This is a genomic window from Tumebacillus avium, assembly GCF_002162355.1.
In the GTDB taxonomy this organism is placed as follows: Bacteria; Bacillota; Bacilli; order Tumebacillales; family Tumebacillaceae; genus Tumebacillus_A; species Tumebacillus_A avium.
This window is the reverse complement of the sequence record NZ_CP021434.1, coordinates 3,823,967-3,838,398: the sequence shown is the minus strand read 5'-3', so window position 1 is coordinate 3,838,398 and position 14,432 is coordinate 3,823,967. Positions and strand designations below refer to the sequence as shown.

Genomic DNA, 14,432 nt, shown 5'->3' with positions numbered 1-14,432 from the left:
AATCCTAACCTGCATTCCCAAACCTCCACATCTTATAAATCTCTATCTGCTCATATATCCTAGAGGAATCAAACTCCTAACATCATCGAACTAAACATCTGAGAGGGGAAAATATGTGTTAAGAAAATCACGTTTTCGCTCTGCCATGAGCATCCTTTTATCATTCGCGATCTTGCTCGGTGCCGTACCCGGGAGCGCATCGTCCGTTCAAGCGACCGAAGATCGTCCACTTGGCAAAGATGAATCCTTTTCATCGGCTCCGACCGAACCTGTCGAGCTCCAGGAAGAACGTACAATCAACTCCAAACGGTTTCTAAACCCAAATGGCAGCACGACTGTCAAAGTATACGGGCAACCAATACACTATAAAAACGAAAGTACTGGAAGTTGGCTTCCAATCGATTCAAATCTGCAAGAAAAAGCGAATGGAAACTTCCGCAACAAAGCAAATCGATTTGCCGTTGAACTGAAACGAACGGCAAACTCTGGGTTTACCGATTTTCACTTTGAAGGGACTGCCCTGTCCTTCCGACCGCTGTTTGCTGGAGACACAGAAGGCATAATCAACGGCAACATGATCAAATATGAAAATATTGTTCCGCTAGTCGATTTGACCTATGATGTGACAGCTTACGGCCTGAAGGAGACGATCATACTTAAGGATGCATCTGCTCCGTCCGTCTATTCGTTTGAAATGAAGTCATCTAATCTAACCTACCAAACCAATGAAGACGGCTCCGTTTCCTTTTTTAAACAGGGACAAAACACGCCGCTCTTGACCTTGCAAAGACCGTTCATGGTCGATGCAAACCAGAACATGACCCATCAGGTCGAATATAAATTTAAATCGGATGAAAATGGAAAAGTGTACGTTGACATAGTTGCAGATGCAACATGGCTGCAAGATCCGGAACGCGCCTACCCTGTGCAGATCGATCCCACGGTCAGAGCTGAATTCAACACGAAAGTCTACGATACATTTGTCGAATCTTTCAGCCCGAACTCCGCTTGCGGCTATAATAGCGCTGGGAATTGTGTCAAGTTCACCGACTGGTACAACACACTAATCGGTAACGGAGATAACCATGGAGTCGCCCGCTCGCTCTATCAATTTCAACTGCCCGATCTGCCGAACGGTGCCGTTGTACACGAGGCACATTTCGCGGTTCAAAACGTTAAGATTTGGGAAACAACACAGACGCCGATCGTGGAAGCTCGGCGAATCAAAAAGCCGTGGTCACATGACACTGTTACTTGGAATCAGGCGAACACCGCAGGATTTGTCGATGATACAAACAAAGCTTCCTATACAGCAAAAGCTGCAGAGGGAGACTGGTGGAGCTTCGATATCACGAAGATCGTGAAAGACTGGTACACCGGCGAGCAACCTAACTACGGAATAGAGTTACGCTATCAGAATGAGACGCACGTGATGCGCGAAATAATTGCCTCCTCTCCAGAGAACGGGCCGCATTATGGACCTGTCCTTGAGATCAACTACGTTCCCGAGCCTTTAGGTGAACAGTCCTTCTGGACATTTGACGGGCCAGTGAACATGGCAAACCTAAATCTTTACCAGTCCTTCATGGACATCTCCTACCCAGGGCTTGGTACCGATGTCGAATTGAGCCGGGCGTACAACAGTCGTTCCACTGAAAGTGGTTTCTTTGGATATGGGTGGAGCTCGGCGTTTGATGCCCGTCTTCAAGAGCTAACTGATGGATCCGTGAGGCTGAAGGAAGCTGACGGTTCAATTCATTTCTTTGAGCAAAACGCGTCGAAAACCGGTTATGAGCCTTTGGAGGGCCTGTATTGGAAGCTCGAACGATCCGGTTCAAATTTGTTGATCAAAACTCCGGAAAAAACCACCTACACGTTTGGCAAAGGCGGCTGGTTAACCGAAATTCGAGATGCTGCCGGCAACACTGTCACCTTTTTGCGGGATGCGTACGGTAAGGTTTCCAGCTTCAAAGACAAAGCGGGTCACGCGATCACCTTGACATACGGCGGGAACGGAAAAGTGGCAACCGCCACCGACCCTGCTGGTAAAAGGTGGTCCTACTTCTATGATGGTTCCGGCAACCTGACCAAAGTGACCCAACCGGCACCCGCCCCGGTTGGCGGCGATATCCTCTACCGCTATGACAACGCCCGGAACCTGGCTGCTTCCGTTACGCCGGAAGGAAAAACTACGTACTATCAGTATGGAGACGATGATTTCATCTCAGCGATCAACGTTGGAAACGGGATGTCCAACAGCAACTTTGAAGTAGATGCAGACGGAGATCTGATTCCAGATCATCTGATCGGCAACGAAGGGCAAGCGACAGGTCTTAAGGATGCTGCGGCAGGCTCGCCTTACGGGCAGGCACTGAAAGTAAGCGTGGCTTCCGGAACTGCCACACCTTACGCGGTCTATCTGTCCGAAAAAATTTCAGTCGACCGTAGCAAAGCGTATACGCTGAGCGGCTTTATGAAAGCGACCCAGACTTCAGGTGCGCACTATACCCTTTTGTCGCTGCTTGCTTACAACGCGAGCGGAACTTTAATCGGTGAAGTGGAGTCAGCGACTCGTCCGACCGAGCAAGGATCGTTCAATTGGAAGCGGGTCGCGAAAACTTACTCTTCGCTCCCGACAAACACCGCTTTTGTCGCAGTAAAGCTAGCGACTACAAACGGAACTGGTGCAGGGACGAGTTGGTTTGACGCGGTACAGCTGGAACAAGCATCCGCAGTCGGAGAATTCGTTTCCGGCGATCAGTACACCGCCTATGCGCCGACAATGCAAGCCGCGAACTATGACGGAGAAGGCAAAAAGAGGCTCTATCAATACAACAAAAACTTGAACATGGAAATGCTTCAGCGCGACCCTGCCGTTCTGAAACTGACCGATAAATACGGATGGAACGCCAATGAAAAAACATCCCATACTGATCCGATGGGCCGCGTCTGGAATTATCAATACAATGATCAAGGAAGTTTGACCTACAGCAAGAATCCCAAAAACGATGAGGCTTGGAACTCCTACGACGCCGACCAAAACCTTGTCGCTAGCCAAGGTTTACGCGGGGAAAAGGAAAAGTCTTACTACACGTACGACAGTGGAAAGCACGAAAAGACTTCCCGCGATCCTTACTACACCAGTCAATCGAAAGAGCACAATGCGGACGGAAACGTGACCAGCGAAACCAGTTACCTTGGCTGGGCAGACAATCTGGTCGACAACAGCAGTTTTGAAAGTGAACCTAACGAAGATGGAACCCCAGCACATTTCAGCTTTAACGCTGGAGAAAAAGCGGCGTGGGCACAGGAGGCAGACGCTTTTGTCGGCCAGCAGGCGCTCCGTCTGTCCGCATCGAGCAGCAAGGCTTTGGGGTACACGGTGCTGCAATCCGATCTGGTCAGTGTTGAACCAACAAAAGAATATGTCCTTTCCGGGTATCTGAAGGCATTGCAGCAATCAGGTAATCAAAACACAGTGCTTTCGGTGTTGGCCTACAACAGTAGTGATGGGTATCTCGGTGAAGTCGGCAAAATAAGTTTGAATGGAGCGTTTGATTGGCAGCGCTGGAACACGGCAATTCGACCTGGCGATTTCCCTGTGAATACGACAAAAGTGCGCGTGAAGGTCGCCACTGCAAACGGCACTGGTGAAGGCAGTTCCTCTTTTGACGCAATACAGCTCCAGAAAAACCCGGTCGACACAGCCTACAACCTGCTCGATAACTCCAGTTTCGAACGCGGCATCTCTGGCGCAGAACTGCCGGAATTTTGGGAGAAAACGCCACTTGACGGCACGTACTCTTTGGTAAGTGGTGCCGCAGGTGTCGGCACCAATGTGTATGCTGGAAATCGTGCCGTGTCTGTATCGACCACCTCCGATCCGACAGGTTCGACGGGCTACAACTATGGATCCTTGCTCCAATACGATGAAAACAAATCATACAATTTCAGTGCCTTTGTCAAAACTGCAAACGGCGCAACGGCAACTCTCAAGATCGCCATGTTCGATTCTAGCGGAGCTTTACTTGGCGCCGTAACGAACAGTCAGTACGGCACCAGTGATTGGAAACGCTTAAGTGTTGAACTGCCAAATGATCAGGCCATCGCAGGAACGGTGTTCCTCAAACCCCTGCTTCGAACTGGCAGCACGACAGGAACTGTATTTTTCGACAACGTTCGGCTACAGACAGACAGCGTTACGGCCCGTTACGGATACAAAGCGGGCACCGGATGGCTCAGCAAGACGACAAATGCAAACGGAAACAGCAGCACGTATGAGTATGACGCATCGGGAAACGAGACGTCGATCACCAGCCCAAAACAATACGTTACGAACAAAAGCTATGATGCCTTGAACCGTTTGACCGAGGTGAAGCTGCCTGGCGGGAACTTAACGATCAAGTACTCTTATGACCGTGACGGACAACTGCTTGCGATCACAGACAGCGCTTCGACAGGGGAAAGCAGACAGACCAGTTTAAAGTATAGCGCGCTTGATCAGATCTCCGAAGTAACCGACCCGTTTGGGAAGATCACCACGCACACCTATACGCCAAACGGGAACTTGAAACAAACCAAACTGCCGAACGGGCAGACCCTCTCCTATGGATATGATAAAGCGGATCGGAAGACCGACATCTCGCTGAACGGAGCGAAACGCTACCAGTTTGCCAACATCGACGCCAACGGCAACATCAAAGAGGTGAAGGACCTAAAATTAGCACTGTCCTGGTCGTCCAATTATGACGAACTAAATCGTATGACCCTTTGGAAGGACAATCAGGGCCAGGTCGAGTATTCATATGACGAGAACGGTAACGTCACACAAAAAACGCTGAAATCGCTTGAAAGCGCGACTGTGAAGACACAGTGGTTCTCTTACAATCTGGTCAATCAGCCGATCGCCATGACCGATGCGGACGGAAAGGCAAGCCGTTTCCTGTACAACGAGCACAACAAGATCTCCACGTTGAAAAAGGGTAACGACACCATCATGCACGCCGAGTACGACAATTTGGGACACGTCACCGAAATCCGCAATCAGACGATTTCAGGCGCATTGTTGTCCGCTTTCTCCTACGAGTATGATAAAGAACAGAACCTCACTTCGGTCCAAGATCAAACTGGCACGAAGTGGAGCTACCAGTACACCCCAAGAGGCCAGTTGGAAAAAGAAACAGCTTCCACAGGCGAAGAGATAACTTACGTCTACGATGCATTTGGAAATCGGATACATCAAGAAGCAAAGCTGGCAGACGGGACTGTTACTTCTACTACCTATCAATACGACTCGACGAAAACTCAATTAGTCAAAGTAGACAATGTCGAATGGACTTACGATGCAGCGGGTCGTGTTACGTCGAACGGCACTTACACATATGAGTGGGATGCTGCAAGTCGTTTGACAGCGGTAATACGTGTAGCAGACAATTCTGTTGTGGCTTCGTACGAGTACGACCACTTAGGGCGCCGCGTGATGGAGCGGGTCCAAGAACATGTCACCCAGTATCTCTACGACGGAGACAGCAACAACGTAGTGGCCGAGTTTGCAGACGCTGTCCTCCAGAAGTACTACACGTGGAGCCCGACTGGGCAACTGCTGAGCATCACCGATATGAATGACGGAGGCGCTACGTACTACACGGTTCACAATCATCGTGGAGATATCATCAATCTGACCGATTCGAGCGGCAACATCGTAGCCACCTACAAGTATAATGCGTGGGGCGTGCTCCTCTCGGAGACGGGCGAAGCTGCTAAGTTTAATCCTTATTTGTATGCAGGCTATCGCTATGATCGGGATACAGGGCTGTACTACCTTAACGCAAGATATTATGACCCGATGACAAGCGTGTTCTTGTCTGCTGACCCAATTTCAAAAATGCCAAGTTATCATTATTCAAGAAACAACCCGATCCTTTTGGTCGACCCTTCAGGGATGATGGAGAAACACATGGATGGCCCATATGCCGGTGGAAACCCTGCAGTTGGTAGAGCTATAGGAGAGGCAATTTTTGGACCGCCAGTTCCTAGAGTCGCAGGCGGGGGGTCAAGTAGCAGCACCACTCTTTATCACTACACAAATGAGGCTGGCATGAACGGGATTGTATCCTCCAACAAATTGAATCCTTCGTTGAAGTCAGTTAGCCCAAAGGATGTAAGGTACGGAGATGGTCAATACATGTCTGACTTTGTTCCTGGTCAGAAGACACCGGGACAACTTTCCAAGGAATTTTTGAGCATTCCATGGCAAGGGAAAAAATATACGCACTATATTGGAATTGACGTGACAGGTTTACCGGTGAAAATGGGGAGACCTGGCGTGTACGTAGTTCCAAACGATGTACCATTGGATCTCAGCGGACGAATTGTAAGTTACGGAAGAGTGATTCTGAAATAGAAAGGCTGGGATAGAAAGTGGAGTATATGAAGTGTGAGTGGTTACATGACGATGAGAATGATCCAATTCTCATTTACTCGGAAATGGACGATGAAAGATATGAAGTCCGTAAGATCGAATTTTATCGAGATGGGCGTTATGGATACGCATACGAAGCTGTTGAAGTAGGAGGATCAGGGCTGGGCGAAGTTCCGGTCCCTACGATTGAGGAAATTGCTGAGGATGAGTTTGGACATTTTGTTCCAATGAAGATTAGTAAGGAAGACTTTGAAAAGGTTTGGAAAGGCATTGTTCCCGAATAAAACCTTATTGTGACCTAAAACATAACCTGAGTTCGGCATTCCACCGAGCTCAGGTTCGTTTTTTTCGGCTGTAATCATTCTGAGCAGGAAAGCGAATACATTCGTGTTTCGTTTTTACATCAGTGAGTGTACACAACCATATAACTCATCATTTATGAGATCATATTCTTTTTCTTCAAAAAAGAGCAGTTCTCCCGCTCTGCAAGCGTCAGAAACTGCCCCTCTAAACTATCTCACCAAAATCATCTTCTCCGGATCATTCCGGTGTGCCTTGTAATAATCCACTGCCTTCTCAATATACGAATGAAAATCCGGACACTGAATCCCAGCCGCCCCTAAAACCCTCTGCGCTTCCGTCGAGTCATACTCGGCCCGGCAGGAGAAGTACGCAATCGTCTCCTTCTCCACCTTCACAAACCGGCGAAACGCCCCGATCGACAGCGCCGAGGAGATCATCGCCGCCGGGAGCGTAAAGATCGGCTTTTTCCCGACCAGCTCCTGGCAGATGCGCTCGTACACTTCCCGCGCACGGTACGGATACGGGTCGGTCAGATGGAACACGCCGTTCGCCTCCGCCCCGGCATGGGCGAGGTGCACCGTTGCCGCTTCGATATAGTCGATCGGCACGAGGTTGATCCGCGCTTCCGATGCCCCAACATACGGCAGCGGGAACTGGGAAAACGCATCCAGAAACCGCATCACAAAATACGGCCCGTCAAACTTCACCGTCTCGCCCGTTTTCGAATCCCCCATCACGATGCCCGGCCGGATGATCGTCACCGGCAGATCTTCCCGCAGCTGCTGCACGATCCGCTCCGCTTCATACTTCGTGGACTCGTAATGGTTCTTAAACCCTTGACCCAGCTCCAACTCTGTCTCCAAAATCTGGCCCGTGCGGTCGCCCGACACATAGGCTGTGGAAAAGTAGATCATTCGCTGCAAGTTATGCAGGCGTCTGACAAACTTCCCGACCTGCTCCGTGCCGATGACGTTGACGCGGTAGGCGATGTCCTGCGGCACGGCGAGGTCATAGATAGCAGCGAGGTGGAACACGTGCGTCACGCGGTCTTCCAGCTCGTCCAGATACTCGTCCTCGATCGCGAGGTTCTGTTCCGTAATATCCCCTGCGATCAGCACAAACTGCTCCGGCGTGCCCGTTCCGGCCGCACAGAGGTCGCGCACGGCGACTTGCGCTTTTTCCAACTGGCTGGGATGCACCAGCAGCTCAAAGCTTGCAGACTCGTCCCGCCTGACCAGCCGCGTGATCAGTCGGCTGGCGATAAAGCCCGGGAAACCGGTGAAAAAATACGTGTTCTGCACCTATACCCTCTCCCTCATGGCAGCCGGCAGCAAGATCTCCACCACCGTCCCTTCGTCGACGACGCTGGTGACAGCGATCATGCCTTCGTGCTCTTCGATGATCTTGTAGGACACCATCAGCCCGAGGCCGGTGCCCTTTTCCTTCGTGGTGTAAAACGGTTCGCCAAGCTTGGGAATCCGCGATTCCGGGATGCCGCACCCGGTGTCGGTAAAGCGCAGCATCACCTGATCGTCCGGCGTCTGTTGCGCCTGGATCAGCAGCTCGCCGCCGCCGGGCATCGCTTCGATCGCATTTTTCATCACGTTGACGAACACTTGCTTCAAGCGGTTCTCTTCACATTCTATGAGCGGGAAGTCCGCTTCATATTCCATGCGAATCACCACGTTGTTCAAGATCGCCTGCGTGTCGAGCAGCGCCGCAATGCTGTTCAGAAGCGTGCGAATGTCCTTTTTCTGATAGCGCACCGCCTGCGGTTTGGCCAGGACGAGGAATTCATTGATGATAAATTCGATCCGGTCAAGCTCCGACATCATGATCTCGTAGTAGTGCGCCTTGTTCGAGCCGCCCATCTGTAAGAGCTGGATAAAACCTTTGATCGCCGTCAGCGGATTGCGGATCTCATGTGCGACGCCTGCCGCCAGCTCACCGACGACGGAGAGCTTGTCCGATTTGCGCAACAGCTCTTCGGTCCGCTCGCGCTCTGTGATGTCGCGTCCGACGATGACGACCGCGTCCACTTCGCCTTCCTCGTTCAGCACCGGCGCCCCGTGCCCTTCGATCAGCAGGTAGTGGCCGTCTGTACGCAAGGTGCGGAACTGGGTCTGGAACGGTTCTTTGTCACGCAGCACCTTGAGGATGTGTTTCGCCATCTCCCGCCCATCGTCCGGGTGAAGCAGCGGAAAGCCTTGCTTGCCTTCGAGCATCTCCGGGCCAAAGCCGGTCAGCGTCTTAAACGAAGGTGACGCATATTCCAGCAGGCCATCGCGGTTCGACACGCCGATCAGATCGGACATGTTCTCGGTGATCAAGCGGTATTTCGCCTCGCTTTGGCGCAGCGCTTCTTCCATCTCTTGACGCGCTGTCATGTCGCGGGCGATCCCGACCATGCCGATCACATAGCCGTTGCTGTCGCGCACCGGCGACAAGGTGAGGTTGATGTTCAAGTACCGCCCGTCTTTGTGGCGGCGGATCGTATCGATGCAGTTGTATTGCCAGTTCGACGCCCAGACTTCTTTGAGCCGTTCCAGCTCATCGTTAAACAGCTCATCGGGAATGATCAGCCGGATCTTGCCGCCGATCACCTCGTCCGCCGCGTAGCCAAACATCCGCACAAAGCCGGGATTGACCTGATGGACAAATCCATCGAGGTCGCACATGTAGATCGCGTCCGGCGAGTTGGAGATAAACGACTCCAGCTGTTCCTTGGTCGCGCGCAGTTCCAGTTCGCTGCGCTTGCGCTCCGTGATGTCTTTGGCGATCCCGTAGACCCCGGTCACCTTCTCATCGACGATGATCGGAATCAAAGTGACGGTCAACTCGATCGGCTGTCCGTCCTTGCGCACCAACGGCAGCTCAAATTTTTGCGGGATGCCCTGCACCGCTTTTTGAAAATGCTCGTAGCAGCGTTCGAACGACGCTTCGGACAGCATCTGGCGCATCGAAAACTTCGACCATTCGGCCACCGTGTAACCGGTGATCTTCTGGCAAGCGGGATTGCCGGTCCGAAACCGCCCCTTCAGGGAAATCGAATAGACGGCGTCCGGATTGTTTTCGAACAAGGACTTGTAGCGCTGCTCGCTTTCGATCAGCATGCGCCGCTCATTGTTGCGCTCCGAGATATCGGTGGCGATGCCGTAAATGCCGACGATCTTGCCTGCTTCGCGCATCGGAATGAAATAGACGTTCAGGTCGACGAGGTGTCCGTCCTTGTGCCACGCTCTCGTCTCAAAGACCTGTTCGCGCCCCTGCACCGCATTGGAAAAATACGCCTGGCACTTCGCCGACTCCTCTTCCGGGAAGCGCAGCAGCCAGTTATCCCCGATCAATTCGTCAGCCGTGTAGCCGGTGACATAGCCTTTCGGGTCCTGTTTGTGCCCGGCCGGATTAAACTCGACGACCTTGCCTTGCAGATCCAACATGAAGATCGCGTCCACGTTGTATTCGTACAGCGACTGATACCGTTCCAGCGCCCGGCGCACGGGGCGGCGGGTCCGTCGGCCCTGCCACTCGGCCGCAGCCGCCGCCAGCAGCACAAACAGCCCGTCATACCACAGGCCCCAGCGCTCTGCGCTTGGCAGCACATCTCTGCCGAGCAGCCACAGGGCTCCGATCAGCAAAATGAACAGCCCTGTCCCCTTGGCTGCAGGCTGCCATCCGCGTTTCCGTTCTTGTGAATGGTCACTCATAACAACAAAGCTCCTTACTCCGCTGGAGTTGCTTTGGATTCAAACTTGAGTTTAAAACCGCTCAATCGTTAGTCAATTTCGACAAATTCTTACTTTATTCCTGCTTCCCGCCGCGCCAGTTTCATTTTTTTGGATTCAAAAGCAGGTCGGCGAGGCCGGTCTTCAGCTCCAGCAGCCCTTTGCGGCTCTGCTGCTCCGCGGCGATCTTGCGGTCAAATCCGCGCAACATCTCCCCGATCTGCTTTTGTTCGGATAATGGCGGCAAGGCGATGAGCAGTTCCTCTTTGAACACTTCGCCCGGCACGCGCTGGCGACCCGTCGTGCCGCTCATCCGCGAGATCGCGTAGCTGCGCACCCGGTCGCTGCGCACCGTGTAGTACAGAAACTCCGGCAGCAGATGCTCCGGCTGAGGCGAGAGGACGATAAATTCTGTCGAGCCGACGCCAATGCCGCCCGGCAATTCCGGCACCAGCCCGATCTTGCCGTTTTCCGTGCACGGTGTGATGCGGGCGAACAGCACATCGCCTTTCTGAAAACGCGTCCCGCCGGGCGCGTTTACGACGCGTTCTAGGAGGTAGTGAATCTCCGGGAGCGTTGTGTCGAGCGCCGCCATTTCAATGTAGGGGTACGTCTCCCCTTTAACCAGCCGATAGCCCGGGTTGACACGGCAGACCTCGCCAAGCGGCACCGCCTGCCAGCCAGCGGGCAGATCGCCCAACTCCGTCTCCTCAAAGCGCTCATGTCCGATGCCCTTTTGCAAAAGATGGTCAAGCGTCCCCAGCTTCACTTCCTGCGTTCCGGCGATGATCGCGTCCGTCTTGGCCAGCGCCAGATCGACCGTTCCCAAAATCTCCGCGATGCGCTCCTGCTCGGCAAGCGGCGGCAGGTCGATCAGAATGCCTTCCACGTCTTTCGAACTCAGATTGGCCGGCGCACCGCCCGATGCCAGCGCGTGCAGCGTCTTTTGAAAGCGGCTGCTCTTCACGAGTTGAGCCAGATAGTTGACCGACAGCCGCGCCGGGTCGACCAGAAAACGCCCGACGCGCTGGTTGAGCAAACTTGGCGTATGCGCTTCCGTTACCTGTGCGGAAAAGCCGATCGACCCGGACAGCCCCAGCAATAAGTCGCCGGGGCGCAGCAAAAATCGCTCCAGCCCGTCGAGCAGCTCCTCCGGATAGCAAACAGCGTCTGTCAAGTCGAGCCCGGTTTCCTTCATGTTCGACATGCGGACGATCGGAACGCCCTCTGTGGTGAACGCCGCGCTTTTAAAAGCAAACCCGCCCTGCAGCCGGCAGACCGATCCGAGCGGCACCCGTTCCCAGCCGTCACGATGACCGCCGCTCATCACAGCCCCAACTCCTTCAGATATGAGTACATCGCCGCCGTAGCCTCGTCGCGCTCCGCTTCCAACTGACGCAGGCTCTTGATCGCCTGCTCCAGATCGACGCGTCCGCCCTGCCCGCCGCTGTCCACATAGCGGGAGATGTTCAGGTTGTAGTCCTGCTTGCGGATGTCATCGAGCGCCGCCACTTTGCAATAGCCGGGGAGATCTTGAAACTCCCGGTACGCGCCAACGATGTTCTGCAGATCTTCTTCGCGCAGGAAATTTTGGTTTTTCCGCGCCTGAAAGCCGTTGGTGGCCTGAATCAACAGCACTTTCTCCCGGCGCTCCACCGGCTTGTTTTTCGACAGCACGAGAATCGAAGCCGGAATGCCCGTTCCGAAAAACAGGTTCGGCGGCAGCGCGATCACCGCTTCAAACAGGTCGGCTTCGAGCAGTTCGCGGCGGATCGGATGCTCCTGCCCGCCGCGAAACAGCACGCCGTTGGGCATGACGACGGCGAGTTTGCCATGCGGGTTGAGCGATGCCACCATGTGCTGCACAAACGCATAGTCTCCGTAGGAGTTGCTGGGCAACCCATAGACGAACCGCCCGTAGCGGTCTGCTTTCGCCTCCTCCAGCCCCCAGTTTTTCAAGGAAAATGGCGGGTTGGCGATGACGAGGTCATATTGTTTCAGCCGATCTGCTTCGACGAGCTTGGGCGTGCGGATCGTGTCGCCGAGTTCGATCTGATGATCGAGCAGCCCGTGGAGCAGCAGGTTCAGCTTGCAGATCGCCCAGGTGTTCATGTTTTTCTCCTGCCCGTGCAAGGTCAGGCGGCGGGCTCCACCCCCGCTTTGCTCAACATGTTTGGCGCATTCGATCAGCATCCCGCCCGAGCCGCAGGTCGGGTCGGAGATCATCATGCCCTCTTGCGGGTCGAGCAGTTCGACCAGCAGTTGCACCACCTTGTGCGGCGTGTAGTATTCGCCGCCCTTCTTCCCGGCGTCGTCAGCAAACTGGGCGACGAGGTATTCATAGGCGGCGCCTAGGATGTCCGGCTTCTCGAGATTGGAGTTGCCCAGAGTCAATTTTTCAAAATGAAGGATCAGCTGTGTCAGCGTGCCGTCGGTGAGCGACTTCACATCAAAGTCGATCGTCTCCAGCACGCCTTCCATCTTGTCGCGGTTGGCCTGCTCGATGGCGGAAAAAATCGAGTTGAGCTGCTTCCCGACCATCGTCCGGTACTGCTGCAGACCGCTCCACAACGCATCCGCCGGCACAAAGAACTGGTGCGCCGCCGGGTCGTGCAAGGCCAGATGCGTGTCGCCCGTCTCGGCGTAGATGCGCGCCGCTTCCTCAACAAACACGTCAGACATGCGTTTGAGGAACAGCATCCCGAAGATGTAGATCTTATAATCGGACGAGTCGATCGACCCGCGCAAAATGTTCGCCGCTTCCCACAGGTGCGACTCCAATTGCTGCTGGGTGACAACCGGCTGTTTACAGTCCTGTAACTCGCTATATAAATGAGTCAAATACTCCGTTGTAATCTGTTCCATGAGGCTTGCCTCCTACTTGCGTGTAACCATTTCTCCACAACAGAAGAATATTTGACGCACAAGGGCTCAATCCTTCAAGGAGAAGAAAAATTGGGCGGAGTTTTCCGCTTTGATCATGATACGGTCAGAAACAGGCTGGTTCCCTGCTAGATCTCCAGTATAATGCGTTTCGCTTCCTGCCAGGCAAAACCGTGCTGCTCTGGCGTGATTTTGCCGTCTTTTAGTGCTTCGTCCAACTCGTCCTCGTCCAGCAGGGTACACCGTCCCTTCCGGCGTGACGACGATGTCCAGATAGAGATCGTCATACCACGGAATGCCTGTATCCGGGTCGATGCCGTGCGCCAGGCAGATGTCGATATAACGAATGACGATGCGATCTCGGTCGTCCATCATCAGCGTCACCGTGCTGGCCGAATGCTCGGGGAAGAATTGTATCCATTTATAATGATCGTCGATGATCAGCCACGCGTGTTCCTCATGGCGCATCACCGCCTGCCGTTTTGCTTTATGTATATCAACTCTTGTCACATAGCCGGTAAATTCCGGTGTCTCCCGCCGCTCGACCCCAAAACTTTTTTCCAGCATCAATTCCGAGTCGCTGCGGGTGGCCAGTTTATGTTTCATCTGTTGAATCACTCCTTTGAGCAACAAAAAAGCCATTGGCCAAACATGCCAATGGCTTTTTCAACATACCATATGCTGCTAAAATCAGCTACTTGAACGACATATGCTTCTCCACGTTCTCGTAGGAAACGGTCAATTCCTCAGGTGAAAATCGGTTTACTGCTACAGCCGGTTTAATGTTGGCCGCCATCGCCTCAAAAGTTTGGGTAAAGGCATATGTCGTGGGTTGCAAACCTTTGAACTGGCCACCTTGCATCTGCAGATGGGCAACGCAGTGATGCGCCTTCTCTTCTGAAGTAAAAATGTCCAGCACAAAATGATTTTCCCCGAGCTGTACCAGGAAACCTTTACGGTCAGTAATCATCCACGCATATTCCGCTTGTGGAAGTTCGCGTAAAACCGCTTCATGAACACCGCTCCGCTTTGCTTCATGAAGCGCCTGTCCCAGTGCATGCAATACGAAGTTTCGATTGTTCACCATTGTCACCTCTTTA

Annotated in this window: 8 protein-coding genes; 2 read left to right on the top strand and 6 right to left on the bottom strand. The window is 53.2% G+C overall.

The window, feature by feature from the left end:
* Window positions 1-115: 115 nt before the first annotated feature.
* Complete coding sequence (locus CBW65_RS18540) at window positions 116-6,403, top strand: HYD1 signature containing ADP-ribosyltransferase family protein (RefSeq protein ID WP_087458091.1); 6,288 nt, start codon at window positions 116-118, stop codon at window positions 6,401-6,403.
* 26 nt (window positions 6,404-6,429) lie between these two features.
* On the top strand, window positions 6,430-6,705 hold the full coding sequence (locus CBW65_RS18535; protein WP_087458090.1) for a DUF6881 domain-containing protein: 276 nt from the start codon (window positions 6,430-6,432) through the stop codon (window positions 6,703-6,705).
* A 228-nt stretch (window positions 6,706-6,933) separates the two neighbouring features.
* Here the strand turns inward: CBW65_RS18535 and CBW65_RS18530 are convergent, their stop codons facing one another.
* From CBW65_RS18530 to CBW65_RS18505, 6 genes are all read right to left on the bottom strand, one after another.
* Entirely contained in the window at window positions 6,934-8,025 is a 1,092-nt protein-coding gene (locus CBW65_RS18530) for an SDR family oxidoreductase (RefSeq protein WP_087458089.1), read from the bottom strand.
* Window positions 8,026-10,431: a PAS domain S-box protein gene (locus tag CBW65_RS18525; RefSeq protein ID WP_087458088.1), complete on the bottom strand. Its 2,406-nt coding sequence runs from the start codon at window positions 10,429-10,431 to the stop codon at window positions 8,026-8,028.
* Window positions 10,432-10,552: 121 nt separating this feature from the next.
* A complete protein-coding gene (locus CBW65_RS18520) occupies window positions 10,553-11,776 on the bottom strand; it encodes a restriction endonuclease subunit S (protein WP_087458087.1) in 1,224 nt (407 codons plus the stop codon).
* Complete coding sequence (locus tag CBW65_RS18515) at window positions 11,776-13,314, bottom strand: type I restriction-modification system subunit M (RefSeq protein ID WP_087458086.1); 1,539 nt, start codon at window positions 13,312-13,314, stop codon at window positions 11,776-11,778. The genes CBW65_RS18520 and CBW65_RS18515 overlap by 1 nt, the downstream gene beginning before the upstream one ends.
* A gap of 66 nt (window positions 13,315-13,380) precedes the next feature.
* Window positions 13,381-13,938: a ribonuclease FAU-1 family protein gene (locus tag CBW65_RS18510; RefSeq protein ID WP_157722052.1), complete on the bottom strand. Its 558-nt coding sequence runs from the start codon at window positions 13,936-13,938 to the stop codon at window positions 13,381-13,383.
* Window positions 13,939-14,026: 88 nt separating this feature from the next.
* Window positions 14,027-14,416, bottom strand: coding sequence for a hypothetical protein (locus CBW65_RS18505; RefSeq protein WP_157722051.1), 390 nt, complete (start codon window positions 14,414-14,416; stop codon window positions 14,027-14,029).
* Window positions 14,417-14,432: the final 16 nt, after the last annotated feature.